Origin of the sequence: Rhizobium sp. CB3171, from assembly GCF_029714265.1 — a bacterium.
Lineage (GTDB): Bacteria > Pseudomonadota > Alphaproteobacteria > Rhizobiales > Rhizobiaceae > Rhizobium.
In genome coordinates, this window is the sequence record NZ_CP121653.1 from 2,639,466 (window position 1) to 2,665,116 (window position 25,651).

A 25,651-nucleotide genomic window follows, 5' to 3' on the forward strand; every position below is an offset into this window, starting at 1 on the left:
ATCTAAGAACATCGCTAAATCATCTCGTCACTCGCCCGTCTGGGGCCTTTTGCGTTCGCTCGCCGAGCCAGGCATCGACCGAAGCTGCCGCCCGGTGGCTCTGCTCGACAATCTGAGGTACCAAGTCGACGTCCGGAACACTGCCCAACCCAAGTGGTCCCATCGCGAATAAACCTCGAGAAGTATTGGGAGCGTCTGTTGTCTGCCCGCATTCATCGACGACGACGCCGATACCGAGTTCATCACTCTTGGCCAAGCCAGTCTTAACGATCGCGCGAACCAGAGCAGTATCGGTACCGGACGAGTGGGCGCGACTGTCTACGACGATGTCTGCGGGAAGAACCTCAAAGCCGACGGGCGCCACGAGGAGGACACCATTATTTGCGATCCGATCTATCTTTCCTCTGCGGACGGTGATCGTCCCCTCATCAATCGCACGGTGCAATCTTTGATAGCGCTCCGGTGGAAGCCGATTGCGGTGACTTTCGTAAACGGCTTGAACGTGCCGTTTGAAGCGTCTTCGCTCGTCTGGCGTTAGTCCTTCCCAAAGCTCCCGAGCCTGCAGGCGAAAGCCATTCATGATACCTTGCCAGCCGAGCCCTTGGTTACCGGCGTTGATTGCCTCCCGCCGTAGAAAACGAAATGCCCCCCGAAGGCTCCGTGGGATGGCTTGATCCGCCAGGAGCGATCCCTGAGCCTTAACGGCATGCGACTGAGGCAGAAAGCCCGACTCCGAAATCAAGACAACCCGTGAAGCCCTGCCTTCATCCAAAAGTGCCAAGGCCTTATCAACGGCTTGTATGCCTTCACCAATTACGATGGCACGATCAGCTTCAATTGTGGGCAGCGTGCTATCCAACCCTTCACGAAGTCCATATCCGGTGCATAGGAAAACAGCGTCGAAGCGAGTACTTTCACCTGCCTCGGTAAGCACGGACAATCCTCCAGCGGAACCCTGTTCAATAGAGATCACCTTATCTGGCAGGAATTGGACAACGGCATCCGTTCGTATTTTCAAGGCTTTGGAAAAGCGATCATAGACATAGGTTCGAAAGGCTTCGCCCGGAACGAATGAATCATCAAGATCTTCCGCATCGGAGGTAACTCGATCAAGCCACCCCTCCTCCGCCTCCAGCCATTGGCGAAAATCACCCGCGTCGTCATGATCGATAGAGAGATCGCGAACGCGGCTTGTCAAAACACTCGCCGAGGATTGATTTAGCGCTTCACCAATATCGATCTTCGGTCGGGGATCAAATAGCACCAAGTGAAAGGGCCCCTCGACGCGCTTCAACAGGGCAATCGCCGCCATGATCCCTGAAAACCCTCTGCCAATGATCGCGATCTTCGCGATTCGATCGACATCTTCGCTACCCGAATTCACGATACGTGGCGACAGAAGCGTCATGGCTAGGCTCCCTTTTCAAATTGCCTGGAGCAATATCTACAAAAATTATAGAAATTAATCGCTATCTGCAAGTCGCTGTTTCAGGAATACGGTTGAGCTTCTGAAGGTGGACGAAGATAAGGACGAGCGGAGTTCTCGTGAGCGGTGTTTGGCTCTGCATCTGGCAATCCGCCTGCAGCAAGAAATCGGGAAAATAAATTCTCAATACTCTGCAACAATAGACGATCTATGAGATCTTTTTCGCGCCGCAGTGGGTAATATCGAGCCCGTCCTACGCACATAGGTCATTTTATTGAAAGCTCACGGCTCTACAGAAGCGAGATTTAAATGGCTGGTCTCCTTTTCGGCTTGAGCACACTCTCAATCGAGCCGTCCCAGTCATTACAAGTAGCGACCATTTGGAAAGCGCTGTGCCGCGAAGCCGTTGCAGCTTCTGACAGTGACCCCACGCTAAGTCGCGCTCTGAACTCCTCTGTCCTTTATCATGCGAGCTTTGCCCAAGCGCTGGCGCAGCGTATCGCGCTCAAACTTGCCAATCACGACCTAGTACTACAGTTGTAAATGGGAGCAAATCATGATTCTCTTCAAGGAGTTTTTTGAAGGGGCTGCGGCATGTCTGTTTCGGAATGGTCGGGTTCGGGGATTTCCTGGGAAGGGGAACTGTCGGTGCTGAAGGCGCGTCTTGGCGTGGTGTTCCGACGTTCTGAGGCGCGGGAGGGCTGCGGGGCATTTATCGACGGGCTTTTATCGGGGATTGAGCGCAAGACGGGCTGGCTTCTTTCCGAGCAGGCCGGCCTTGGGCGCCCGTGGCGAATCCAGGCCCTGCTGGGGCGCTCGCAATGGGATGCGGACCGGTTGCGTGACATCGTTTGCGATTACGCCATGGAGGCGCTCGGCGATCGATCGGGCGTGCTGGTGGTGGACGAAACCGGTTTTTTGAAGAAAGGCACCCATTCGGTCGGGGTGGCGCGGCAATATTCGGGCACCGCCGGCCGGATCGAGAGCTGCCAGATCGGCGTGTTTGTCGCCTATGCCAGCCGCTTTGGCCAGACGCTGATCGACCGACGGCTCTATCTGCCGGAGGCGTGGGCGAAAGACCAGGCGCGGCGCAAGGCGGCCGGGATTCCACAGGAGACGGAATTCTTGACCAAGCCAGCAATGGCGCGCGCCATGCTGGCACAGGCGCTTGATCGCGGCGTGCCGTGCGCCTGGGTTCTGGCCGATGCGGCCTATGGCGGCGATTACCAGACGCGCCGCATGCTCGAGGAGCGCCGACAGCCTTATGTGCTTGCGGTGCGCTCCAACCATACCTTGCGAATGCTGACCGATCAGGGGCTGCTGCAGACGGACCCGAAAGAGATGGCCGAGGAACTGCCCGTTGCGGCCTGGACTGCTTGTCCTGCCGGCGAAGGCGCCAAAGGATTGCGTCTCTACGACTGGGCCCGGATTGCGCTGCCTTATGTCGTCGAGGAAGGCTATGCCCGCTATGTCCTCATCCGCAAAAGCCGAACGGATCCGCGCGCCCTCAGCTACTATCTGGTTTTTGCACCCGCCGAGGCTACGCTTGCGGAACTGGCCGGCGCGGCAGGATTGCGCTGGACGATCGAGGAATGCTTCCAGCGCGCCAAGGACGATCTCGGCCTTGACCATTGCGAGGCGCGCTCCTGGCATGGCTGGCATCGCCACATGACGCTCGTCATGGCGGCCGCGGCCTTCCTCGCCAAGCTCGGCGCCGATCTACGCCGTTCGGCCTGCGGCAAACCGAACGAAACGAGTCCAAATCCGAAAATCGCTGCCTGACGCGCAAGATCAGGCTCATCCCCACCGTCGCCGAAATCCGCACGCTCATCGCTCGGCTGATCATGCGAAAGCCCGCAAAGCGGGGATTCATTCTCGCCTGGTCTCTCTGGCGACGAAACCATCAGGCGCAGGCCATGCTCGCCCACTATAGAAAACGAGGTCATTTACAACTGTAGTACTAGACCACGATGAACTTATTTCCGTGATCGCACAGGCCTTTGTCAGCAACGACAATATTGTCTCCGACGCTGCCGCAGATCTTATTGCGGTTAAGGATCGCGATCCCTCAAACAGCGAAATTCTTATCCCCTTCCTCTATTTCAAAGGCTTCGTCGCCCTTCAGGGCCAACGCGTCGCCCACTGGCTCTGGCACCATAACAGGGTACACTTGGCGCGCCACATCCAGAGCCGAATTTCAGAGGTATTTGGCGTTGATATCCATCCGGGAGCGAGAATGGGTAGAAGTATTATGCTTGATCACGGAAGCGGACTGGTGATTGGTGAGACTGCGGTCGTTGAAGACGACGTGTCTATCCTGCAGAATGTAACTTTGGGCGGCACGGGCAAGGAAAGCGGCGATCGTCACCCGAAGGTACGCCGCGGAGCCCTCATTGGAGCGGGAGCCAAGATTCTGGGGAACATCGAGATTGGTGTAGGTGCCAAGGTGGGGGCCGGCAGCGTCGTTGTGAATTCGGTGATACCTTACACGTCAGTCGCCGGCGTTCCAGCTCGTCCGGTTGGGAAACGCCATTCCGCGCTCCCGGGCATCACTATGGATCAGACGTTGTCGGAACCTGAATACATTATCTGAAGTGAGATGTGCGTCTCCCGCTGTCGCGGGAGTTTACGGGAGCTTCTCCCGGCTGTCTCCTGCATAAGGGACAGCCGAGAGCGTGCTCAAAGGCGACATTTTACCCAAACACTCTGAAACGCAAGGCATCATCAATGAAGGGCTTGTCTGCAGGCTGAGCTTCATTTGAGCCAAAAGGAAGCTGGGCGCGAAGCCGCCAGGAAATCGGCAACTGCCAAGCCGCAGACACCTGCTCATCGATCAACGGATTGTAATGTTGCAGGCTCGCGCCAATTCCGGCGTCCGCCAGTGCAGACCAGACGGCAAATTGTGTGATGCCTGAGGAATGTTCGGAGAAGGTCGGGAAATTATCAGCATAAAGCGGATATTTTTCCTGAAGCAGTGTGACAGTATCCTGATCTTCAAAGAATAGAACGGTCCCCGCTCCAGCCGAAAATCGATCGATTTTAGCTTCCGTCGAGCCGAACGAATCGGCTGGAACGATTTTGCGTAGCGCCTCTTTGGTAAGCGCCCAGAGCTGATCGCTTTGCTCTCCGAAAAGGATGACCACGCGCGAACTCTGCGAGTTAAACGTGGAAGGAGATAGCCGAACGGCTTCCTTGACGAGATTTGTGACGGTATCGGCTGAGACCGGCAATGTCTTGCCTAGAGCATATTGGCTCCGACGCCGTCTAATGGCATCGATAAATGAATTGGACATGTTAGCTTCCGATTTGTGACAGAATTTGGAAATGGAACGGCCCTCGACAACGACGCTTCAGCAGTCAGCGATCTTCGCTACATGCCGGGAGCGTTTTATTGACCCGGTCCCGCAATGAAGAAAAGACACCGGTCCCTCGAAGATCGCCCCTCCTCCATGCGTCAATGTCTCGACGATTTCGTCCAGAACCGTCACCACGATACGTTCCACCTCATGGAATTCGAGATGTGGGTGGCTGATCGCAACACTCGAAATAAGCTCAGATTTCAACACACTCCACCTCATCAAAGGGCCACATTCGGGGAAAGACCTGTTCCACGATAATCGTGCGAGGAAGGCGGCTTGGGAAACAACCAACCAAACCTGGCCTTGGCCAGGTTTGGTAAATTTCAGCCAAGAGCGACTTCGTTAGAAGCTGCGCTGGAAACGCAAAATTCCGGCCCATTGATCGTCGTTGATCGTGTCGAAATTTGTGTAGGTGACTTCCGGCTGAATGAGTAAGTTCTTGACAGGGTTCCAGCGGACATTGGCTGTGACTTCCAGGATTTTTGAATCCGTATAGGCGAATTGTGCATTGGCCTGAAGTTTGTCATTGATCGGAACGGTGATGCCGGTCCACAGGGCCCAATCGCCCCAACCACATTTTGCGCCGTGAACAACACCTGCGGTCGTGCAGGCAGAGACGTTCAAGTTGGAACCCGCATATTGGTTGAGCTTGTCACCGTCCGTGTTCCAACCACCCAACAAGAATGCTTTGAATACACCGAAGTCGGCGTCGACACGTGCTTTGATTGCGCCTTCTTCCACGATAGAATCATAGCCGCCTACGATCCGGAACTGCCAAGCCCCCGCCTTGTAGCCAGCGCCCGCGACAACATTTGGAGCATAATGGTCGGCCTTCGCGGTTACCCACGCGCCGCCATAAGATGCGGCATTCGTGCCTGAATTGCTGTCCTCTAGGGAGATGACGGCTGTAAAGCCATTTCCAGCATCATAATTATAGGTGATCTGGTTGAGCTCATAAGGCCCATCGTAAACCACATCATCGTTTATGACGTTGCCGGCATAACCGGTGAAGAGGTTATATTGCGAATCCTGCTTACCGATCAGGAAACCATCGAGACTAATGTTGGCCCAAAGAAGCTTTGTCGTTGTGGCACCACCTTCCTGCCAATCCCATCGATAGACTGTATTGGTCTTGAGCGGTCCATACTCGGTGTCCGTCGCGGTATCGATCGAAAGCTGCGCGCGTGTATGCCAAAGGGTGCCGTAGTTTCCGCCTGAGCCGGGATTGTATGCGTTGTACCACTTGCCTTCAGTGCGCACCAAGCCGCCAACTTTCAGGCAGGTTTCCGTCCCGGGAATGAAGAAATACCCGGCTCCGTAAGCATCGCAGATACGAACGTATTCCAGCGGTTCAGGTTGGGCAGCTACAATTGCGTCAGCGGCTTGGGCACCCGAAATTGTCACTACGGCAGCAGCGGAGCCGAATAAGAGGCTCTTGATATTCATAATTACTCCAGTTCAAATAAGTCAGAGTGCTAGTTCAGCCGGTGGCGAACCCCTACCCCGTTGTTCCCTATTGGAAGGGCCCCACGCCTGCTTCCGGAGATATAAATCGCTTATCGAACAGCGTTTTATTAGCCATGTAATTCTATAAATTTTATAGATTATAGAATGGCGTATTTTTGTTGTGAAATTGCCACATTTCCTACAGCAGCGGATGTACTCATTTGGATTTTGATTGGCGTCGAATTATTGCATTGCACGAAGGCGATGCGTGTCGCGCAAGGGCCGTAAGGCTAAAAATCGCCTCCCGACGGCCAGGCTTCCGATAACAAACGCGGCAACGCAATCAATTGCATCGTTTTGGGCGCAAACTGCTCCGTCAGGCAGAGATCTGCTCACCATCTGCGATGACTGCGGCGTTTGTCCTATGGCCCCCGGAAGGGCTCTCAGTCACCGCCGCAATCGGCTCGAATCCGAGCCGATGTAGCGGATGAGAGGGACTATCATGCTGTTTCAACAAAAATCGCCGTGCGATGTCCCGGTAGCCATCATAGACGAGACCTCCGTTGAGGCTAATCAACTGGTTCCTGTAGCGGCGATAGAGGGAGGGGATGCGATACCAAGGTATGCCTGGCCACTGGTGGTGCAGCACATGCAGGTTGTTGTAGAGGAAAAGCAAGCCGAAAAGCGGGCTGTTCTCCACGATGGCTGTGCGCTCGTAGTGATGATCGGCATATCGATGCTCAGTGTATGAGCGCAGTCTGGTGAGCGCCGCGCCAAAATAGATAAAACCGATAAGATAGAGCCATAGCGGCATTGCGCAGATCCATAAGACCCAAAACAGAACCGCCGCCACACCGGCGGCGTGGCGAACCCAAAGCATCATGCGTTGTCGGTCACCCCTAAGCACGAGCGAAAATTCCTGACCGAGAAAGCTGACGATCATGACTAGAGGGCCGAGCGTCAAACGCCCGAGTAGTGTCAAATTCCAGGTAGCAATTGTTTTTCCAACGCGGCCCATGCGCTCCCAAGCCGCCCTCGTGAAGTAAGAGGATTCTGGGTCTTCGATCGGATCCGTGAGGTACTCGTCGCGATGATGGGTTAAGTGCCCTTCCCTATAGATCGCATAGGGTAGCCAAAGGGACAATGGCGGCCAACCCATGGCATCGTTGATCCCGCGATGGCGGCTCGGATGACCGTGAATTACCTCATGCTGGAGGGAACCTTGCCAGGCAATGAGCCAGCCGCCACAAACAATCACGGCGATGACGGGCAGCGATTGCCAGCACCAGGTCACCATTAGAAAACCACCATAGATCACGACTGCAAGAGCGATTGTTTGCCATTCAATACGAGCGATGGCGGAGAGCGCAGGCTGAGAGGGAAGAGCTTCGGACGAGTGTGAATTGGCCATAGTGGGGAATGCCTGGAAAGAAAACGTGGAGGTCAATATAAGAAAGGCACACAACAGGCCGCGCCATATGAGTTTGCGGAGACGACGGCAAAAAGGAAATGCTCTTGCGAAATGCCTTAAGTCGGGAAAATATTTATTCTATGTAATTTGTAGACTATTGGATCTAATCCGTGCGTCGAACTAGAAGCCCCGCCTATGGCCGGGTGGATACCACAGGGCACAATCCTGCATTTCTCAGCGACAAGCATCATCGTCCCGTCGATGACCGCTCGTGCCATTTGGTTGCATTTCCATTTCCGTTAAACCTACGTCCAGCAAGAGAGATGCTGGCGAAGCGGGTCGACCATCAGTGGCGAAAGGATGCGCCTATGTGACGATCCGGCAATCTGTCGCCTTTGCCGAAAAGCTTTCGCCGAAGCGAACCCTGTTCATAACCAGTTTTATAGATTCCGCGCTCCTGAAGCGCCGGCACGACAATATCGATAAAATCCACGAAGCTTTCGGGCACGACCGTACGGGTAAGATTGAAGCCATCAATTTCACCTTCGTCCATCCAAGACGAAAGCTCGTCGGCAACTGATGCCGCATCACCGACGACCACCGGATAGCGGCCACCCATGGCAAATTCCTGCAACAACTGCCGCTTTGTCCAACCGCGCTGTTGAGCAATCTGGGTCGCGGACTGGCTCGCATTGGACCTGCCATAGACAATTGATTCATCGAGATCGTACCGCGAAAAGTCGATACCCGTACTGGCCGAAAAATGAGCAAGCCCTGCCTCCGGATTGGCATAGCGCAGATACTCTGTATGCTTTTCTCGTGCCGCCGTGGCGGAACGATCGGTTATGACGGTGATACCGAGGAAGATTTTTATGTCGTCTGGCTTTCGGCCCGCCGCAACAACTGCTTCGCGCAACGAACGAGAGGCCGCACGGGCCGCATTCTTGTCGGGGGCGGCGATGAAGATGCATTCCGCATGGCGCGCTGCAAACTGCCTGCCACGGCCAGACGTTCCGGCCTGATACAGAACCGGCGTGCGGTGGGGCGACGGTTCGGCTAGGTGATAGGCCTGTGAGCGGTAAAACGGCCCTTGATGGTCGATCGCATGCACCTTTGACGGATCCGCATAGATGCGCCTTTCCTTGTCAAGCAATACGGCATCGTCTTCCCAGCTTCCCTCCCAGAGCTTGTAGAGCACGTCAAGATAGTCGTCGGCGCGATCATATCGGCTGTCATGCTCGATCTGGCTTTCAAGGCCCAATCCGCGCGCTGCACTGTCGAGATAGCCCGTCACAATGTTCCAGCCGATGCGACCACCCGTCAGATGATCCAGCGTCGACATTCGCCTGGCGAAAATATACGGCGCGTCGGCGCTGGCATTGACGGTGACACCAAATCCAAGGTGCCGCGTCACGGCGGCCATCGCGGAGACGAGCAATAAAGGATCGTTGACCGGCAACTGAATGGATTCACGCAGGGTCAGATCGACGGAGCCCTGGTAGACGTCGTAGACGCCCAAGATGTCGGCAAGAAAGATGCCATCGAACAGCCCGCGTTCGAGCGTGGCTGCAAGCGATGTCCAATAATCGAGCGTCTTGTAGCCATGGGATTGGTCTCTAGGATGCGCCCATAGCCCGTGATTGATGTGCCCGACACAGTTCATGTTGAACGCGTTGAGCAATATCTGCTTTTTCCTGGTCGCCATCTTGTTCGCTATTCCGTTCAGATCGCGCCGTGGCGCGGTGGTCGTTTGCCATTGAGATAATAATTGCCGATGGCCTGATATTTCCAGCGCACCGGATCATGCAGCGTATGTGTGCGGGCGTTGCGCCAATAGCGATCGAAATTGTCGTTTGAAAGCGTAGACGACGTGCCCGACAACTCGAACAACTTGTTGGCAGCAAGCAGGCTCGCCTTGGTGGCTAGTATCTTCGCTTCCGCGACGGCAATCGACGCGCGCGCAACGCTATCCTCGGTCATATCAGCGCGGGCCGCATCTGTTGCCTCTGCGGCTCGCTTCAGCAAACCTTCCGCAGCACGCAGGCGCAACCAGACATTCCCGACGCTTTGCAGCGTCAGCGGATCTTCAGAGGCCCGCTCGACCTTGGAATCCAGCCAGGGTCGGGCCCGTTCGCGAATAAACTGCAACATTTCTCGATACGCACCCTGCCCTATTCCGAGATCTATGGCCGCATGCATGATTTGCGCGACCGGGCCGATCGTCGTCGGGCGCTCAAAAGACGATTGAAACGGGACGATCCATTCCGGGTCGATCTCAACCCGATCGAATTCGACCGAGCCACTCCCAGTAACACGCTGACCAAAACCGTCCCAATCGTCGATGACCGTCACGCCGGGTGCATTTCGCGGGATGAAGGCGAGATAAGTGACGTCCTTTGCGTCCTCCTTCGCAACGACGAAGGTTGGAATCCAGTGTGCGTAAATGGCCCCAGTGCAGTAAAATTTCCGTCCGTGAACAAGCCATTTTCCCGCCTCGCGAAAAAGCCGCGTTCGCCGCTTGAAATCGCGCTGACCGATTTCCGCCAGTGCGTTGCCGAAACGTTCGCCCGCCAGTACGCGCTCAAAGAAGAAGCGTCGCTGGTTAGCCGAAGCTCCGACGCGCAGGACTTCAAGCGCGTAGAAATGATTTTGAGGAATCTGCGACAGCGATCCATCGGCGGCACCGATAATGGCGATCACCTTGGACAGTGTGTGCGTCGACACGCCCGCACCGCCGAATTCACGTGGCACGGCAATGCCCCACAGACCAGTTTCGCTGAAACGCTCCAGTTCACGCCATGGCAGGATGCGATCCCTGTCGCGTTCGGCGCTGTCTGCGGCAAATTCTGCGGCTAGGGCAGTTGCAACCTCGATAGCCTGCCTGTCGTCGGTAATGAGATCGGGCCGCCATAGCGGTGCCGGCGCAGGTTCGACAGAGACCCGAAGATCGATATTAGTCACGGTTTTCCTCGCTAGTTCCATTGATGGCGGGCCGGGAATATGCCGTTGAGCTGATAGTTACCGAGCAGATGATATTTCCAGCGGACGGGGTCGTGAAGCGTATGCACCCGCGCATTTCGCCAATGTCGATCCAGATTATGGGCCGCCCGCGTCGCCGCCGATCCTGCGACATCGAAAAGTTTTTCGGCCGCCTGCAGTGCGACTTCCGTGGTCAATATCTTGGCTTCGGCAACGGCTACAGAAGCTCTGGCGCTCCCCGCCTCAGTAACGGGCGCCTGTGCAACCTCGTCGATAACGGCCGCCGCTTCGTAAAGAAGTGCCTGCGCTGCGTGCAAATTCGTGTGGAGGTCGCCGATTTCATGAAGAATCGTCGGATCCTCGCAGGCCGATTGAAGGCCGGAATCCATCCAGGGTCTTGCGTGATCGCGCACGAAGGCAACAGCATCGGCAACCGCCGCCGCCGCTATGCCGGAATCGATCGCCGCCTGAATAAGCTGCGAGACTGGACCAGAGACACCGGGCGTAGTCGCATGGGACCAGACCGGGAAAACCATGGTTTCATCGACCGGTACGTCGGTAAACTCTACCGATCCGCTGGCCGTCGTGCGCTGGCCGAAAGAAGACCAGTCGTCGATCACACGCACGCCCGGCGCATCGTAGGCGGCCCAGACTTGGACCGCACGTCCGTCATCGTCAACGGAGCGCGTGGGAATCCAATGGGCGAAGATGGCGCCAGTGGAATAGAAGCGCCGCCCGGTCAATCTCAACCCATCTGCCAAGCGCGTGAGGCGGGTCGAGCTGTGATTGACTGCCTTTTGCCCCCGCTCTGGGCCGGCATTGCCGATGCGATAGCCGGCAAGAATATCGCGGTAGATACGGGCTTTCTGCTCTTGCGAGCCCACATCGCGCAGCAGCGCCAGCACACCGAACTGGTTTTGCGGAATCTGACCGAGCGCGGGATCAGCTGCGCAAAGGATTTCGAAGACCTTGGCAAGCGTTACGCAGGAGACGTCGGCGCCTCCGAATTCCTTTGGCACGGTGATGCCACCAAGGCCACTCGCGGTATATTCCTCCACTTCATCCCAGGGAAGACGGCGAACACGATCCCGCTCCGCAGCACCCGCCACAAAACGAGCGGCAAGGTCATGGGCGATCTCGAGCGCCTCGGCATCCGAGCGGATCAGACGTGGAGTGTGCGGTGGCAATGGGCGCCTGGTGGTGCTTCCCTCTTCCGATCCGGTCGCAGCCAGCACAGCGTCGCGTTCAGTCATGGGTCACTCCGGATATTATTGCTGAGATTATCGCGCTCGCAGGCGTCGAACGGTAAAGTCGCCCGCAAACTGCACCAAACAGACCATGGCGATGAGCACGATGATGACCACAGCCATGACGGTGGTATCGAAGCGCTGATAGCCATAGCGAATCGCCATGTCGCCGAGGCCGCCGGCGCCGACAGCACCCGCCATGGCCGAGGCGCCAATCATGCTGACGATGGTAATAGTGAAGCCGCCGACTATGCCGGGGAGCGCTTCCGGTAGAAGCACATGGCGCACGATGTGCCAGCGGCGGCAGCCGATCGCCTGGGCAGCTTCGATCAGTCCGCCGTCGACCTCGCGCAGGCTGACTTCGGCAATGCGCGCAAAAAACGGTGTGGCGCTGATGGAGAGCGGTACGACGGCGGCCCACACACCGATCGTCGTTCCAGTGAGCAGCCGCGTCAATGGCAACAACGCCACTAAGAGCACTATGAACGGGGTCGCACGAAAGCCGTTGATGATAGCGGCGAGAATGCCATGGAGCCGCGGTGCATGGACGAGACTACCGGGCGCCGAAAGCACTAGGAAAACGGCAAGAGGAATGCCGGCGGCAAATGCGATTAGAGCGGAAACGCCGACCATCGCAATCGTATCGAGAAACGCCTGCCACAGGCGTTCATACATCATGATCGACATAACCCAATATCCTGACTTGATGAGCAAGATCGGCAAATTGCGCAGGGATCACCGTTTTACCCGCCACCCGGCGTACCGCAATCAATAGCCGGCCGTGGACACGACCCTGAATACGGTCGAGCGAACTCTGCAGCAATCGGACAGAAGCGCCGGTCCCGCTGGCTATCCGAGAAAGGTCGGGTTCCAACCCGTGCTCGCCCGTATAGACCAGTTCCAGAATAGCCTCCGAATACTCGTCGCGCGGCGAAGATCGCAGATGCGTGGCTATGTCCTCCGGGATATCGCGGTTGAGCGGTCGCAGGAGTGCCTGCGTGGCGGAATGCTGCGGATTACCGAAAATACGCCAAACCGGGCCGGCTTCAGCAATCTCTCCCTGCTCAAGAACAAGCACGTGATCACAGACCTCGCGGATGACACTCATTTCATGAGTGATGAGAATGATGGTTAGCTTGAGCCGGCGGTTGATGTCCTTGAGTAGCCCGAGGATAGAAAGTGTCGTCTCCGGATCGAGCGCCGAGGTCGCCTCGTCGCAAAGGAGGATTTCCGGCCGATGTGCGAGCGCGCGCGCGATACCGACACGCTGCTTCTGACCACCCGAAAGGCGCGAAGGATATGCGTGTTCCTTGTCTTCCAATCCCACCAGAGACAGGACCTCGGCGACTCTTTGTTTGATCTGCGGACGCGGCACACCGGCGACGATCAGCGGCAGAGCGACATTACCCCAGACAGTTTTGGCGGAAAGAAGATTGAAGTGCTGGAAAATCATGCCGATGCGCCGCCTCAATGCAACCAGCGCATCCTCATCAAGCAGCGAAATGTCCTGTCCGTCGACCAGGACCCTTCCGCCAGTCGGCTTTTCCAGGCGATTGATGGTCCGCAGCAAGCTCGATTTGCCGGCTCCGCTTCGCCCAATGATACCGTAGATCGCACCCGCCGGCATATCGAGACTGATGCCCTTGAGGGCATGGATCGGGCCAGCTAGCGAGGAATAGACCTTCTCGACACCATCAAACGCTACCGAGCCAGCCGAAGAGCCTGAGAGCGGCCCACCGACAACCGCGGCGTGCTGCAATGGGCTGCCGCCACGAGGCGCGGTGCTGCGATCCTCCTCCTGCCTCAGCCGTTCGATCAGTTCAGCCATGGGAGGGTATAAAGTTTCTGATCATTGGCGAATGCTTTGCTGATCGCTACGCGTACAGCCGGCGAATTTTGATAGAGTCCGACGAGCTCCTTGATGCCGGGATCATCTACCTTTTGCTTCTGCACCGCAAAGATGATGGAGAATTGCTTGTCGTCGACGCCCGAATAGATAAGGCCAGAGCTTGGATCGAAGGCCTTAGACGCGACGATGAAGTGCGGATAGCCCTGTGCCAAATCCACATCGCCAGTCACGCGCGCCAGTTGCGGACCCTCAACCTCTTTGAAGGTCAGCTTCTTCGGGTTGTCGATGATATCGTCGAGCGTGCCCTTGAAGCCAACGCCGTCCTTGAGCTTAATGAGGCCTGCCTTTTGCAGCAGGAGCAGCCCGCGCCCCTGATTGACGGGATCATTGGCGATCGCGACCGTTCCGTTTTGCGGCACATCGGCAAAATTCTTGTGCTTCAGCGAATAGATGCCGATATTAGCGAGAACGCCAGTGCCAGCACTGACAAAATCATAGCCTCGTTCTTTGATCGCATTGTTGAGGAACGGCTGATGCTGGAAATAGTTGACATCGATATCGCCAGATTGCAGCGCGATGTTTGGCGTCGTCCAGTCGCTGAATTCGACAACCTGGATATCCAGTCCCTTAGCCTTAGCCTCGGGGATCACCGCTTCAATGGAGTCGGCATAAACGCCGGGCACGACGCCTACCTTGATCGTCTCCGCCTGCGCTACCCCTGTCGCAGCAATAAGAATTGCGGAAAAAACAGCTGCAATACGAATTCTCATGTCATCCCCTCGGTTCGATGACATGGGAAGATAAACATCACAAATTTTATAGGCAAAGACGGAAATACCCGCCAACGAACCCAAATGGAATATTTTTGCTCGAATTGCACTGTTCTCCCGTCTCGCCTTTCAAAGGTCATTGAACCGGGCTCTCAGAAGCTGGCAGCATGCCGAGAGGTCACCTGGGTTGGTCGCGATTCAGCATAATGGTCCGCTCGTCGGTCACACGAGCAGAGGCCTTGGGATCGGTAGCATTCACGAAACCCGGGTTCGATACCGAAGCTCTTCAAGTTCGCGGCAACCAGCGCCCAGTTGCCACCAAGAGGCAGGTCGCACTGACGATGTTATCGCCGGCGCGCGCAAGGTTAAGGATCTCGATTGCCGAAGCCGCCTGTCCGGAAGACATGGCAGGGACTGCAATACCGCTTCCACCTCCGCAATAGGCTGCTCAAAGGCATGCTGGGCCGGATTGGAAACCCGCATACAGCGATGGCCAGGGACCTCCAGTGCAAAGAGCTTGTTCGCCCTCGCTTCCCGGCAGTTGAAACGAAGACCTCTGGTAGATCGGCACTGCGAACGCTCCGCTCGGCAGGCCGAAACGGAAGCTGCCGCCGTGTAGCCCAGCGTCTTGGGACGGAAACAGTGGTTTTGCCTTCGACATCCAATACCTGATGAATTGCCGTGCGTGCCCCTCCAGGATTCGATGATCCTGCATATGCGCGCGGATTGAGCTGGCCACCTTTGTGGCGAGAAAACAATAAGGCTAATTCGATGAATTTTTATTCTATGGAATTAATAGACTAATCATTCCAGATTGAAAGGAAATCTCTTTCCCGGCGGGCGCCCTTCGAGCGGTGCGATCTCTTGCTGGTCGTTGGCATGTCTTCAACAATAGCTGCCACAAGACCGCCGCCCGCACATCATAATTCTTGCTTTAAGGTAGATGTTTGAATGACTTATAGACCTTCCGCTGATCGCTACGAAAATGCCCAGTTCCGCCGGACCGGCCGCAGTGGCCTGCTTCTTCCTGCCATCTCCTTTGGCCTTTGGCACAATTTTGGAGATACGACAGCGCTAGACCTCCAGCGAGCGACCCTGTTCAAGGCCTTCGACCTTGGCATCACCCATTTTGATCTCGCCAACAATTACGGGCCGCCTGCCGGAAGCGCCGAGATAAATTTCGGGCGCATTCTCGGCCGTGACCTTGCCGCCCACCGCGACGAGTTGATCATTTCGACCAAGGCCGGCTGGGATATGTGGCCAGGCCCGTATGGTCGCGGCGGTGGCTCGCGCAAGGCGCTGTTGTCGAGCCTCGACCAGAGCCTCCGGCGGCTCGGCACCGATTATGTCGATATCTTCTATTCGCATCGCTTCGACGCCGACACGCCTCTGGAAGAAACCGCCGATGCTCTGGCCAGCACAGTGCGGCAAGGCAAGGCGCTCTATGTCGGCGTCTCCTCCTATTCCGGCACGAAGACTCGCGACATCGCGGCTCTGCTGAAAGAGCGCCAAGTGCCGCTTCTCATCAATCAACCGGCCTATAATCTCTTCAATCGCTGGGTCGAAAAGGACCTGCTTTCTGCGAGTGACGAGGTCGGTGCCGGCGTGATCGCTTTCACCCCGCTGGCGCAGGGACTGTTGACAGACAAGTATCTCAACGGTGTTCCCGCGAACGCCCGCGTCAATAAACCGGGAGGCCATTTCCTGCGCCCTGAGCATCTGAAGGAAGAGAACATTGTTCGTGCCCGCGCGCTTGCGGAAATCGCAAGGCGCCGAGGCCAGAGCCTAGCTCAGTTCGCGATCGCCTGGGTGTTGCGTGATCCGCGTGTCACATCAGCCCTGATTGGCGCCAGTTCGCCCGAACAAATCGTCGAGAATCTTGGAGCGCTCTCTAACCTGTCCTTCTCCAAGGAAGAACTGACTGAGATTGATCGCCATGCCGTCGAGGGCGGCATTAATCTTTGGGAAAAGCCGTCACACGACGAAGCCGTCTGAAAGATTGCTTTGCTCCCCATGAGTGAGACAAGCCATATCTTCTGATGACCTTCTCGAACCTGATTTCAGCCGAAACATGTGGCTCATCGGGCGGTGTCGAGCAACGATGCCATGCAGCGCGCCGGGCAATCCCCGGCCGCTTTTACCTCGGCTACTGTCGTCCGGATTCACGCGACATTTATGACTTCGTACCAAGCGATAGCTGCTATCTAACTGGTTTCGCCAAGAGAAACCCAGGGCCACGCCGCCATTCAAGCGTCCGCAATCATCGCCATTTCGGCGTGTGCGTTGCGTCGTATCGCAATTCACTAGCCGTCGCGAACTGCCCAAAAAGCTGGAGAAGTCGAGCTTCCTCTTCACTGCATAGTCCATGTTGTTTGCAAAAATCCCTGACCGACCATACGCGCATCGCGGTGTTGTGACAGCCGCAAAACAGCTCGACCGTTACATAGACAACGTTTGCGGACTGGAATCGCTGAACCACTCGCCCACCGGCGGAACGCTCATTCGGCGACTTCCAAACATACCCAGTCTTGTCGCAATTTATCCGCAAGCGATCTTGAACAGCCTGTCCGCATCGGCGCGCACGCGCTGTAACGAACGGCTTGCATGTGACCCCCATCACTGGCTGATGGCTGATGTATGATTATGATGACGTGGCAATTGATCAGCGGCGACGTTTGGCTCCGCCAGCGGATGGCCACGACGTGTCAATACGGCGGCTTGCGGATGCTCTCATGCGAAAACGGGGGCTGTCACTTCTCACTCGCGACCGACCTCCGACTGTAAACGTCGCAGTCCTGTTACAAGCAGTGACAGCCTGACAATAAGGAGTGTATGTTTCTCTCTAAAGCGACAGGACGCGGCGGCCCGTTCAATCTGCCATTGGCTCTCCGAGCGTATGCATTAGGCGGTTCGCCCAACCGAAGATGGCCGACGACAGGACGAGGTCCAGGGATTCGAGCTCGGAAAGGCCGACGTCGGCTAGTGCCTGTGCGTCAGCTTCGGTAGCCTCGGGCGGCGTAGGCGAGAGACGTGCGGCGAAGTCAAAGATGGCCCCGAGGTGTTCTTCCAGGTCGGCGTCGAGACCGTCACCGAAGATCGCATCGATCACGTCCGTCCGCTTGGTATGGCTGATGAAGCGGGAGGCATGAACGGCGGCGCAATAGACGCAGCGGTTGACGATGGAGGCTGCGGTAGCACCGAGTTCGCGTTCTCCGGACGAAAGCCCGTCCTTCCCGTACATGATCAGGTTGAATAGCGGTGATCGGACAGCGAGAGATTCCGGGTCGTGCGCGAGCGTCAGCACATAAGGCGAGATGCCCTTGTTGGAGGGCGTCACCTGCATCGCCTCCCGCTGCTCGTCGGTCGCGGTCGCCAGGTCGACGGGAACGACGTAAGGCTGCCAACGCGGAACCTTCGTGGTGAAGGTGTGAACGACTTCGCTCATTGTCTTGCTCCGATCAGTGCCAACCCTGCGACAACGCGCACCTGGTAGTTCACGAAGGCCGCAAGCTCGGACAGCCGGACTATGTCGGCGTCGGACACGCCGACATTCCGCAACGCGTCGATGTGCGCGCGCGTCGCTTCGCGCGGCGCGACGGTCAGCCGGTCGGCGTGACGGACGATCTCGGCGATGCGCCCGTCTTCCACGTTCGCACCCGGCGTGGCAAGCGAGGCGGTCGCGCTTTCGCCGGCGCGCGAGACCAGATCGTCGTAATGGCTCGCGAGTGCTTCGTTGCGATTGTGACGCGCCATGCGAGCGGCGAGAGCTGCCCGAAGTCCATGCGAGAGACCACCGGGATCACGGGGAAGAAGAACGGCGTCGTGGGCCGCTTCGCTCAAGCGCAGGATCTCCGCGCGCTTCTCCATTGCCTCGGCAAGCGCCGAGCCTGGCCTCACTGCGGCGAGGGTTTCGATGAGTGTCAAAACAGGCTCCTTTACATCTCGCTGGCGGTCTCATTTCTATTATGTCAAAATGGCATGAATAAGCTATCTGAATGCGAAATTTTTATCTATTCTCTAGTGAAATTATAGAAAACTCATGCTTTCAATACATGAAGGGGAATGATTGATGTCTTACATGCATAGTAACTCGATCGACATTCGACAGCTTGAAGCCTTCGCGGCGGTGATGTCCGCGGGTAGCGTAACCGGGGCAGCCCGGCTGCTCGGACGCTCGCAGCCTGCCGTAACGCGGCAGATCCAGGACTTGGAAGCCGATCTTGGCTATGCGCTTCTCCATCGTAGTGGTCCGAGGATCCAGCCGACGGCGCGAGGTCTGCGCTTCCATGCCGAAGTCGAACGTCACCTCGCCAGCCTAACCCACATCCGCGAACGAGCCGAGGCGATCGGCCTCGACGAGCCGCTGACGTTGACGGTCGCTGCCACACCGTCGCTGGCCGCCGGGATCCTGCCACAGGCGCTGGCCGCCGTGCCCACGGACCTGATCCCGCGCCATCTACATGTTCAGGCGCTTGCGGCCGAAAACGTGGTCCAGGCGGTGCTCGCGCGTTCGGCCGACGTCGGAATATCGAGTCTTCCGCTCGAGCACCCTGGCCTCGATATCCATTGGATCGCTAAAGCGCCATGCGTCGTCGCCATCGGTGCCGGCGATCATCTGGCGGCGAACGATGTGGTGCGCTTGGCCGATCTTGCGGATCGCCGGATTATCACGCTGGCAAATCCATACCGCCTCCGACATCGCATAGACGAGGCGCTGGAACGGGCGGGCGTCGATCCTGAACGCATCATCGATGTCAACGCGTCGCTGACCGCGCTCTCGCTCGTCCGCGCAGGACTGGGGATCGCCATCGTCGAACCGGCGACCGTCTGCGGCGTGCCGTTGGAAGGCATCGTCATGCGCGCCGTCGACGAGATCATCCCTTTCCTGTTTGGCGCGATCTCGGCCGCGGCCCTGCCGCTCACGCCAACTGTCTCTGCCGTGATCGACGCAGCCCGCGCGGAGGCTTTGTCCATGCCAGGCGCACGTCTGCTCGAAGCGAATGGCTCGGACGCGCTCGCAGACACTGTTTACGGACAGGGTATCGTTGACGAAGGAGCGCCCGCATGAGCGACCTCTCCACCTTCCCGGATGGCCTCGACGCGCTTGAGGCGCGCCTTCGCCAGGATCTCTCCTGGCTGGAACTGCCTGCCAAGTCATGGGTTCCGCCGTGCGAGGCAGACGGCCTGCGGGTGATCGACGTTGTCATCATCGGCGGTGGCATGGCTGGCCTCGTCGCCTCCGGCATGCTCAAGCGCATGGGTGTCGCCAGTCACGTCGTCCTCGATAAGGCTCCTGAAGGTCAGGAGGGACCGTGGGTCACCTTCGCCCGCATGCGCACCCTGCGTTCTCCCAAGCAGCTTACAGGCCCTGCGATGGGACTGCCCGCCCTCACGTTCCGCGCCTATTACGAAGCCCGCTTCGGTCGCGAGGCGTGGGTCGCTCTCGACCGCGCGCCGCGCGAGACCTGGATGGAATACCTGGTCTGGTATCGGAAAGTGCTCGAACTGCCCGTGCGAAATGGCGTTTCAGTCGACGCGGTGCTCCCGCGCAAGGACGGCATGCTCGACCTCGTTTGCAGCGAGGACGGCAAAAGGGAGAAGATCATCGCCCGTCACGTGGTGCTGGCAACAGGCCGCGACGGTCTCGGTGGGCCTTTCGTACCTGATATCGCCGACAAGATCGACCGCAGGTTTTGGGCTCATACCGCAGACGACATCAACTTTGCGGCCCTGAACGGAAAACGGGTCGGTGTCGTAGGAGCCGGAGCCTCTGCGATGGACAATGCCGCGACCGCGCTCGAAGCAGGAGCTACTCGCCTCGACATGTTCGTGCGACGCAAGGAACTGCCGCGCATCAACAAGTTCACGGGCATCGGCAGCCAGGGTGTGGTGCATGGGTTTGCCGGGCTGCCGGACGAATGGAAGTGGCGTTTCCTCAACTACGCTATGGGCCAGCAGACTCCACCGCCTCGGCCGAGCGTCCTGCGCGTCAGCGCGTTCCAGCAGGCTCATCTCCATCTTGAGAGCCCGATCACGGACCTGAAACAGGAAGGCGGCCACGTGCTCGTGACGACACCCAGGGGCAGCTATTCAGTCGACTTCCTCACTTTCGGAACGGGGTTCAAAATCGACCTGAGCAATCGGCCGGAACTGGCCGCCTTCGAACCTCATATCCGGCTCTGGCGCGACCGCTTTCCAACACCCGCCGGGATGCCGAACGCCGAACTGGAAGGCTCTCCCGATCTCGGAGAGGCGTTCGAGTTCCTGGAAAGGGAACCGGGATCGTGCCCGGCTCTGACGAAGATCCATTGCTTCAATTTCCCGGCAACGCTCAGCCACGGCAAACTGACAGGCGACATTCCGGCGATCAGCGAAGGTGCCGACCGCCTGGCGCGTGGCATCGTCCGGGCGCTTTTCGTCGCCGACCGCGAGAAGCACTTCGAAAGCCTCCAAGCCTTCGACACGCAGGAACTCCTCGGAGACGAGTGGGCCGAGGACGAAGAGCTTTCCGAACTATCCTCCGAAAGGACCTGAGACCGCAGATGCTCGAGATCAAGAACCTAAAGCTGTCCTACGGAACTACACAGATCCTGAAAGGCGTCGACCTGTCGGTGAAGCGCGGGGACGTCGTGTCGATCATCGGTCCGAGCGGGACTGGGAAGACGACCCTGCTGAAGTGCATCAACCATCTGGTCAAGCCGTCGGCCGGAACGATCGAGTTCGACGGGATCCGCTTGGACTATCAGCGTCCGGATAAGGCCGCAGTGCAGGCGATCCGCCTGCGCACGGCGATGGTCTTTCAGCAGTTCAACGTCTTCAAGAACATGACGGTGATCCAGAACGTCATGGACCCGCTCGTTGTCGTGCAGCGCAAGTCGAAGGACGAGGCGCGCAAGATCGCCGTCCAGGAACTCGAGCGGGTCGGCCTTTGGGACAAGCTCGACAATTATCCCTCGCAGCTCTCCGGCGGCCAGCTGCAGAGAACCGGGATTGCCCGCGCGCTGGCGGTCAAGCCGGACGTGATGCTCTTCGATGAGCCGACCTCGTCGCTCGATCCCGAGCTCGTCAACGAAGTCCTGAAGGTCATCAAGGACGTAACGTCCTCGGGGATCACCTCGCTGCTCGTGACCCATGAGATGCAGTTCGCGAAGAACATCTCGAACCGCATCGTCTTCATGGACCGGGGCGCCGTCGCCGCCGACGGCACACCTACCGAAATCTTCGACACACCCTCCAACCCGCGCCTCGCTCAGTTTCTCAATTCCGAACGCGCGATCCAGTAGAAAGGATGCCTGAAATGACTTCCATGAACTCAATCTCGCGCCGTGGTCTCGGTCTCGCCGTAGCAGGCGCCGCGATCGCCTTCGCGACCGCCTCGTTCGCCGAGGACGTCCGGACGATCAAGATCGCCACCGCGGCGGAGTCGAAGCCTCTCTCCTGGGGCGCTATCGGCGTCGAACCGCAGGGCTACGAGCCCGACGTCCTGAAGGCGATTAACGGCAAGCTGCCGCAGTACAAGTTCGTGATGGAAGGCGCGGCCGACATCGCGCAGGAGACGGGCCTAGCGACCGGAAAGTACGACATCGCGACCGGCGGCTACTACCGCGCGCCCGCCCGTGAGAAGCAGTTCCTCATTCCGGAGGCACCGATCGGCGCCAGCCTGATTAAGATCTACAGCCGCAAGGACAGCGGCATCAAGGAAATGAAGGACCTCGTCGGCAAGAAGATCGTGCCCGTCACGGCGGGCGGCGGCATCTACAAGTTCGCCACGGCGTGGCAGGAACAGAATCCAAACTATAAAATCGAGATTACGGCTTCGAGTGCCGGCATCCCATATCCCGACCGCCTGAAGGAGGTCGAGAACGGCAAGTACGACGCGCTGGTCCTGCCGTCGAACCTTGGCGAGCAGACCGTGATCGACCAGCAGAAGCTCAACGTGCAGGCGAGCGAGCCGGTCGCAATCAACAACACCTTCGTGCTCATCCACCGCTCCGAGGAAAACAAGGCCCTGGCTGATGGTATCGACAAGGCGTTGAAGGAACTGAAGGCCGACGGCACACTCGCCAAGCTTTCGCAGAAGTGGTTCGGCGAGGACATCACCACCTACATGAAGTAACAGCTCCTTCGAGGCAGGCGACCAGGCCCAGGACTGAAACAAGGAGGTGCTCCGAAGTGGACCTATCCATAATGATCCCCGAGCTGCTCTCGGCATTGCCGCTGACGCTTGCGATCACGTTCACGGCCATGGCTGCCGGCTTCGTGCTGGCCTTGATTGCGACGACGTTCCGGGTGCGCAGGATCCCGGTGATCAGCCAACTGGCCGATCTCTATGTGTCCTACGCCCGGAGCGTGCCCGTTGTGCTTCAGTTGTTTGTCGCCTTCTATGGGCTTCCGGTGCTTGTCGGCGTGTTTGGCGTCGAGGACTTCGTATCGCCGACGATCGCCGCGATGCTGGGCCTCAGCCTCTACCACGGCGGCTATCTGTCGGAAGTCATGCGCCCGGCATACCTTGCAGTCGAGCGCGGGCAGCACGACGCGGCCGACAGCCTCGGCTACACGTTCCCGCAGAAGCTGGTCCGTGTCCTTGCGCCGCAAGCGGTGCATATCGCACTTCCGGGCTATGGAAACTCCATCATTTACCTCATCCATAACGTGGCGCTCATCATGTACATCGGCGCGGCTGACGTGATGGCGACAGCCCACCTCATCATGGAGCGCGACTACAACCAGTATCAGTTCGAGACCTACCTCGTGCTGGCGGTGCTCTACTCGATCCTCTGCCTGGTGGCATGGCTGGTTGTCCGCTTCTTCGAGCTTCGTTCCGCGAAGTTCGCTCCAAGTGCTGCGCCCGCCCGAACCACACTGATGGCAAGCGTCTAATCGAGGGAAGGAACACATCATGTTCGATATCGACGTTCTTCTCCCTGATTTCTGGGACATCCTTGGCGCCGTGCCGCTGACGCTCGCCATGGCGTTTGCTATCTTTATCCTCTCGACGATCATCGGCAGCCTGTTCGCCATGGTCGAATACCGCCGGATCCCGGTGCTCCGGCAGTTCGTCGTCGCCTACAAGGTCGCCTTCAAGGGCGTGCCGATGGTCGTGGTGATCTTCCTCGCTTACTATGGGTTGCCTTCGACGCTGCAGTTCCTCACCTCGCTCGTCGGCATCGACTACAACGGCCATTCGACGCCCAACTGGGTGACACTTATCGTTGCGCTGACGGCCTGCGTCGCCGCTTTTCAGGCGGAGGTTGTGAAAGGGGCCTTGAACTCTTTCGACACCGGTCAGGCCGATGCGGCCTACTCGCTGGGCTACAAGAAGAGCCAGCTCTTCCGTAGAGTTATGCTCCCGCAGGTGATCGTCGCGGCGATCCCGGATCTCGCCAACTCGTTCATGGTCATCATGAAGGCGCTATCCCTCGGGTTCGCCATCGAAGTCGTCGATATCTTCGCGCAGTCGCAACTGACCGCCGCGCTGAACTTCTACTACCTCGAAGCCTTCCTCGTTGCTGTCGTGATCTACATGGTGATCGCCTACATTGTCACCCAAATCGCCGACCGACTGGAAGGAGCCCTTAGAGTGCGGACCTGAGGGCGGGCCATACCTTGTCGCCAAGCCGTCGACGGTTCAGCGCGTGCGGTGAGGTCTAGAAAAATGACGAGAGAACACGTCCTTCCTGGAGCGGACTCCCATGACAGGAAGAGGTGCGGCCACATCTCGAGCATTTCACGGGAACGCGATTTCGCGGGCTGCCACTGCGAGCAGGATCGCTCCCGCCGTAGCCTCGACCGATTTCGATACCACCGCCATGAGTCGCGGTCGCGTTTTCAGCAGCCGCGTCAGTTGCTCCCGGAAAGAGACGGCCAATAGGGCTGCGGCGAATCCAGGCCGCGGTAGGCTTCATTGTAGGCGGCCAGCTAAGCGTCTCCGTCTTGCGACGAGAGGCCCAGGCACAAAGGGCGTCGTAGATGACGAAGCCATGCTTCTTCACCTCCTGATCATCGGGCGTCACGTCCCGAAGCCCTGCGGAGATCGTAAGCAACTCGGGCAATTGCGGCGTGACGTCGTGCCGATCAGTGTCCGCGTCACGACGGCGCGATGACCGGGACGATACACCCAAACCAAAATGATACAACTGTTGCAATTCTATATCTGAATGATACAGTTTTGCGATGACCGTAGAATCAACGACCGAGCAGCGCTGGCTGCTGCTGATCCACCAGTTGCCGAGCAAGCCAGCCTATTTTCGGGTTAAGATCTGGCGGCGCTTGCAGGGCATCGGTGCGGTCGCAGTTAAAAGCACGGTCTACGCTCTACCGGCCAATGCCGAGACGCAGGAAGATTTCGAGTGGCTGCTGAAGGAAATCGTCGAAGGCGGCGGTGAAGCCATGGTGTGCGAGGCCCGGTTGATCGACGGCTTTTCCGACGCGCAGGCGCGCGCGTTGTTCGATGCTGCGCGCGACGAAGACTACGAGGCAATCATCAGGGACGCTCGCGCTCTTGAAGAAAAGATCGAGGCCGCCTCAAGCTCGGAAGAGATGGCAGAGACGCGCTCGCAGATCACCCGGCTGCGCAAGAGGTTGGCGGAGATCGTCGCGATCGACTTCTTCGATGCGACAGCCCGCCTTTCGGCTGAAGGACTCATCACCGCACTTGAGGCTCGGCTCGCGGAGGAAACTGGGATGACCGAAGATCCGATGAAGACGACACCGCAGACCGCTGCGGACCTGAAGGGGCGGACCTGGGTGACCCGTCAGGGGGTCTATGTTGACCGGATCGCCTGCGCCTGGCTCATTCGCCGCTTCATCGATCCCAACGCCATCATCCGCTTCGTGCCAGGCAAGGGCTATATCCCGAACCCAGGCGAGTTGCGATTCGATATGTTCGAAGGCGAGATCACCCACGAAGGCGATCGCTGCAGCTTCGAGGTTTTGCTGGCGCGCGCCGGTCTAACTGATCCGGCCCTGCAGGCAATCGCAGAGATCGTCCATGACATCGACCTGAAGGATGGAAAGTTCGGCCGCGAGGAGGCGACCGGCATTGCGAGCCTGCTCTCCGGCATCACGGCAGCCAATCCCGAGGACGAGCAGAGGATTGCTCAGGGCGCCCCTATCTTCGACAATCTCTACCAATATTTCCGCGCCAACCGCGGCTGATACGCAG

22 protein-coding genes and 1 pseudogene are annotated in these 25,651 nt (G+C 58.0%); 11 read left to right on the forward strand and 12 right to left on the reverse strand.

Features of this window, described 5'->3' with window-relative positions:
* Nucleotides 1–19: 19 nt before the first annotated feature.
* Entirely contained in the window at nt 20–1,408 is a 1,389-nt protein-coding gene (locus QA648_RS31185; protein WP_283052813.1) for an FAD/NAD(P)-binding protein, read from the reverse strand.
* A 327-nt stretch (nt 1,409–1,735) separates the two neighbouring features.
* Between QA648_RS31185 and QA648_RS31190 the strand changes: the two genes are divergently transcribed.
* From QA648_RS31190 to cysE, 3 genes and pseudogenes are all read left to right on the forward strand, one after another.
* Entirely contained in the window at nt 1,736–1,969 is a 234-nt protein-coding gene (locus QA648_RS31190; protein WP_283052814.1) for a hypothetical protein, read from the forward strand.
* Between the two features lie 51 nt (nt 1,970–2,020).
* Nucleotides 2,021–3,208, forward strand: coding sequence for an IS701 family transposase (locus tag QA648_RS31195; protein ID WP_283052815.1), 1,188 nt, complete (start codon nt 2,021–2,023; stop codon nt 3,206–3,208).
* A gap of 178 nt (nt 3,209–3,386) precedes the next feature.
* Nucleotides 3,387–4,019 (forward strand): annotated as a pseudogene (gene cysE / locus QA648_RS31200) (serine O-acetyltransferase); the annotation flags it as partial.
* Between the two features lie 100 nt (nt 4,020–4,119).
* Here cysE and QA648_RS31205 read toward each other — a convergent pair.
* From QA648_RS31205 to QA648_RS31245, 9 genes are all read right to left on the reverse strand, one after another.
* Nucleotides 4,120–4,719, reverse strand: a complete 600-nt coding sequence (locus QA648_RS31205) for a nitroreductase family protein (RefSeq protein ID WP_283052816.1) — start codon at nt 4,717–4,719, stop codon at nt 4,120–4,122.
* A 408-nt stretch (nt 4,720–5,127) separates the two neighbouring features.
* On the reverse strand, nt 5,128–6,231 hold the full coding sequence (locus QA648_RS31210; RefSeq protein WP_283052818.1) for a porin: 1,104 nt from the start codon (nt 6,229–6,231) through the stop codon (nt 5,128–5,130).
* 376 nt (nt 6,232–6,607) lie between these two features.
* On the reverse strand, nt 6,608–7,642 hold the full coding sequence (locus QA648_RS31215) for a fatty acid desaturase (RefSeq protein ID WP_283052820.1): 1,035 nt from the start codon (nt 7,640–7,642) through the stop codon (nt 6,608–6,610).
* A 346-nt stretch (nt 7,643–7,988) separates the two neighbouring features.
* A complete protein-coding gene (locus QA648_RS31220; RefSeq protein WP_283052821.1) occupies nt 7,989–9,347 on the reverse strand; it encodes an LLM class flavin-dependent oxidoreductase in 1,359 nt (452 codons plus the stop codon).
* Between the two features lie 17 nt (nt 9,348–9,364).
* Nucleotides 9,365–10,603: an SfnB family sulfur acquisition oxidoreductase gene (locus tag QA648_RS31225; RefSeq protein WP_283052823.1), complete on the reverse strand. Its 1,239-nt coding sequence runs from the start codon at nt 10,601–10,603 to the stop codon at nt 9,365–9,367.
* An 11-nt stretch (nt 10,604–10,614) separates the two neighbouring features.
* Nucleotides 10,615–11,874, reverse strand: a complete 1,260-nt coding sequence (locus QA648_RS31230) for an SfnB family sulfur acquisition oxidoreductase (RefSeq protein WP_283052825.1) — start codon at nt 11,872–11,874, stop codon at nt 10,615–10,617.
* A gap of 27 nt (nt 11,875–11,901) precedes the next feature.
* On the reverse strand, nt 11,902–12,555 hold the full coding sequence (locus tag QA648_RS31235; RefSeq protein ID WP_283052827.1) for a methionine ABC transporter permease: 654 nt from the start codon (nt 12,553–12,555) through the stop codon (nt 11,902–11,904).
* Nucleotides 12,536–13,696, reverse strand: a complete 1,161-nt coding sequence (locus QA648_RS31240; protein WP_283052829.1) for an ATP-binding cassette domain-containing protein — start codon at nt 13,694–13,696, stop codon at nt 12,536–12,538. Before QA648_RS31240 ends, QA648_RS31235 begins: the two co-directional genes overlap by 20 nt.
* Complete coding sequence (locus QA648_RS31245; RefSeq protein WP_283054318.1) at nt 13,684–14,487, reverse strand: MetQ/NlpA family ABC transporter substrate-binding protein; 804 nt, start codon at nt 14,485–14,487, stop codon at nt 13,684–13,686. The genes QA648_RS31240 and QA648_RS31245 overlap by 13 nt, the downstream gene beginning before the upstream one ends.
* Nucleotides 14,488–15,438: 951 nt before the next feature.
* Between QA648_RS31245 and mgrA the strand changes: the two genes are divergently transcribed.
* Nucleotides 15,439–16,482, forward strand: a complete 1,044-nt coding sequence (gene mgrA / locus QA648_RS31250; protein ID WP_283052831.1) for an L-glyceraldehyde 3-phosphate reductase — start codon at nt 15,439–15,441, stop codon at nt 16,480–16,482.
* 874 nt (nt 16,483–17,356) lie between these two features.
* Here the strand turns inward: mgrA and QA648_RS31255 are convergent.
* Both QA648_RS31255 and QA648_RS31260 read right to left on the reverse strand, forming a co-directional pair.
* Nucleotides 17,357–17,932, reverse strand: coding sequence for a peroxidase-related enzyme (locus QA648_RS31255; RefSeq protein ID WP_283052833.1), 576 nt, complete (start codon nt 17,930–17,932; stop codon nt 17,357–17,359).
* A complete protein-coding gene (locus tag QA648_RS31260; protein WP_283052834.1) occupies nt 17,929–18,411 on the reverse strand; it encodes a hypothetical protein in 483 nt (160 codons plus the stop codon). The genes QA648_RS31255 and QA648_RS31260 overlap by 4 nt, the downstream gene beginning before the upstream one ends.
* Before the next feature lie 145 nt (nt 18,412–18,556).
* Between QA648_RS31260 and QA648_RS31265 the strand changes: the two genes are divergently transcribed.
* The 7 genes from QA648_RS31265 to QA648_RS31295 all read left to right on the forward strand — a co-directional run bounded on the left by QA648_RS31265 (nt 18,557) and on the right by QA648_RS31295 (nt 25,644).
* Nucleotides 18,557–19,555 (forward strand): LysR family transcriptional regulator, encoded by a 999-nt coding sequence (locus tag QA648_RS31265; protein ID WP_283052836.1) that lies wholly within the window; start codon nt 18,557–18,559, stop codon nt 19,553–19,555.
* The gene (locus tag QA648_RS31270; RefSeq protein WP_283052838.1) at nt 19,552–21,021 is read left to right on the forward strand and encodes an NAD(P)/FAD-dependent oxidoreductase; all 1,470 of its coding nucleotides are present in this window, start codon (nt 19,552–19,554) and stop codon (nt 21,019–21,021) included. Before QA648_RS31265 ends, QA648_RS31270 begins: the two co-directional genes overlap by 4 nt.
* Before the next feature lie 8 nt (nt 21,022–21,029).
* Nucleotides 21,030–21,770 (forward strand): amino acid ABC transporter ATP-binding protein, encoded by a 741-nt coding sequence (locus QA648_RS31275; RefSeq protein WP_283052840.1) that lies wholly within the window; start codon nt 21,030–21,032, stop codon nt 21,768–21,770.
* A 14-nt stretch (nt 21,771–21,784) separates the two neighbouring features.
* Nucleotides 21,785–22,603 (forward strand): amino acid ABC transporter substrate-binding protein, encoded by an 819-nt coding sequence (locus QA648_RS31280; protein ID WP_283052842.1) that lies wholly within the window; start codon nt 21,785–21,787, stop codon nt 22,601–22,603.
* A 56-nt stretch (nt 22,604–22,659) separates the two neighbouring features.
* The gene (locus QA648_RS31285) at nt 22,660–23,367 is read left to right on the forward strand and encodes an amino acid ABC transporter permease (RefSeq protein WP_283052844.1); all 708 of its coding nucleotides are present in this window, start codon (nt 22,660–22,662) and stop codon (nt 23,365–23,367) included.
* A gap of 19 nt (nt 23,368–23,386) precedes the next feature.
* Nucleotides 23,387–24,079, forward strand: a complete 693-nt coding sequence (locus QA648_RS31290) for an amino acid ABC transporter permease (RefSeq protein ID WP_283052845.1) — start codon at nt 23,387–23,389, stop codon at nt 24,077–24,079.
* 581 nt (nt 24,080–24,660) lie between these two features.
* Entirely contained in the window at nt 24,661–25,644 is a 984-nt protein-coding gene (locus QA648_RS31295; RefSeq protein WP_283052846.1) for a chromate resistance protein ChrB domain-containing protein, read from the forward strand.
* The last annotated feature ends 7 nt before the right edge of the window (nt 25,645–25,651 follow it).

What these genes read in the sequence shown, in the direction of transcription:
- QA648_RS31205 (WP_283052816.1), bottom strand. Translation starts at nt 4,719, where the DNA reads ATGTCCAATTCATTTATCGATGCCATTAGACGGCGTCGGAGCCAATAT.
- QA648_RS31275 (WP_283052840.1), top strand. Translation starts at nt 21,030, where the DNA reads ATGCTCGAGATCAAGAACCTAAAGCTGTCCTACGGAACTACACAGATC.
- QA648_RS31195 (WP_283052815.1), top strand. Translation starts at nt 2,021, where the DNA reads ATGTCTGTTTCGGAATGGTCGGGTTCGGGGATTTCCTGGGAAGGGGAA.
- QA648_RS31290 (WP_283052845.1), top strand. Translation starts at nt 23,387, where the DNA reads ATGTTCGATATCGACGTTCTTCTCCCTGATTTCTGGGACATCCTTGGC.
- QA648_RS31230 (WP_283052825.1), bottom strand. Translation starts at nt 11,874, where the DNA reads ATGACTGAACGCGACGCTGTGCTGGCTGCGACCGGATCGGAAGAGGGA.
- QA648_RS31240 (WP_283052829.1), bottom strand. Translation starts at nt 13,696, where the DNA reads ATGGCTGAACTGATCGAACGGCTGAGGCAGGAGGAGGATCGCAGCACC.
- QA648_RS31280 (WP_283052842.1), top strand. Translation starts at nt 21,785, where the DNA reads ATGACTTCCATGAACTCAATCTCGCGCCGTGGTCTCGGTCTCGCCGTA.
- QA648_RS31210 (WP_283052818.1), bottom strand. Translation starts at nt 6,231, where the DNA reads ATGAATATCAAGAGCCTCTTATTCGGCTCCGCTGCTGCCGTAGTGACA.
- QA648_RS31185 (WP_283052813.1), bottom strand. Translation starts at nt 1,408, where the DNA reads ATGACGCTTCTGTCGCCACGTATCGTGAATTCGGGTAGCGAAGATGTC.
- mgrA (WP_283052831.1), top strand. Translation starts at nt 15,439, where the DNA reads ATGACTTATAGACCTTCCGCTGATCGCTACGAAAATGCCCAGTTCCGC.
- QA648_RS31295 (WP_283052846.1), top strand. Translation starts at nt 24,661, where the DNA reads ATGACCGTAGAATCAACGACCGAGCAGCGCTGGCTGCTGCTGATCCAC.
- QA648_RS31265 (WP_283052836.1), top strand. Translation starts at nt 18,557, where the DNA reads ATGTCTTACATGCATAGTAACTCGATCGACATTCGACAGCTTGAAGCC.
- QA648_RS31190 (WP_283052814.1), top strand. Translation starts at nt 1,736, where the DNA reads ATGGCTGGTCTCCTTTTCGGCTTGAGCACACTCTCAATCGAGCCGTCC.
- QA648_RS31255 (WP_283052833.1), bottom strand. Translation starts at nt 17,932, where the DNA reads ATGAGCGAAGTCGTTCACACCTTCACCACGAAGGTTCCGCGTTGGCAG.
- QA648_RS31215 (WP_283052820.1), bottom strand. Translation starts at nt 7,642, where the DNA reads ATGGCCAATTCACACTCGTCCGAAGCTCTTCCCTCTCAGCCTGCGCTC.
- QA648_RS31270 (WP_283052838.1), top strand. Translation starts at nt 19,552, where the DNA reads ATGAGCGACCTCTCCACCTTCCCGGATGGCCTCGACGCGCTTGAGGCG.
- QA648_RS31235 (WP_283052827.1), bottom strand. Translation starts at nt 12,555, where the DNA reads ATGTCGATCATGATGTATGAACGCCTGTGGCAGGCGTTTCTCGATACG.
- QA648_RS31220 (WP_283052821.1), bottom strand. Translation starts at nt 9,347, where the DNA reads ATGGCGACCAGGAAAAAGCAGATATTGCTCAACGCGTTCAACATGAAC.
- QA648_RS31245 (WP_283054318.1), bottom strand. Translation starts at nt 14,487, where the DNA reads ATGAGAATTCGTATTGCAGCTGTTTTTTCCGCAATTCTTATTGCTGCG.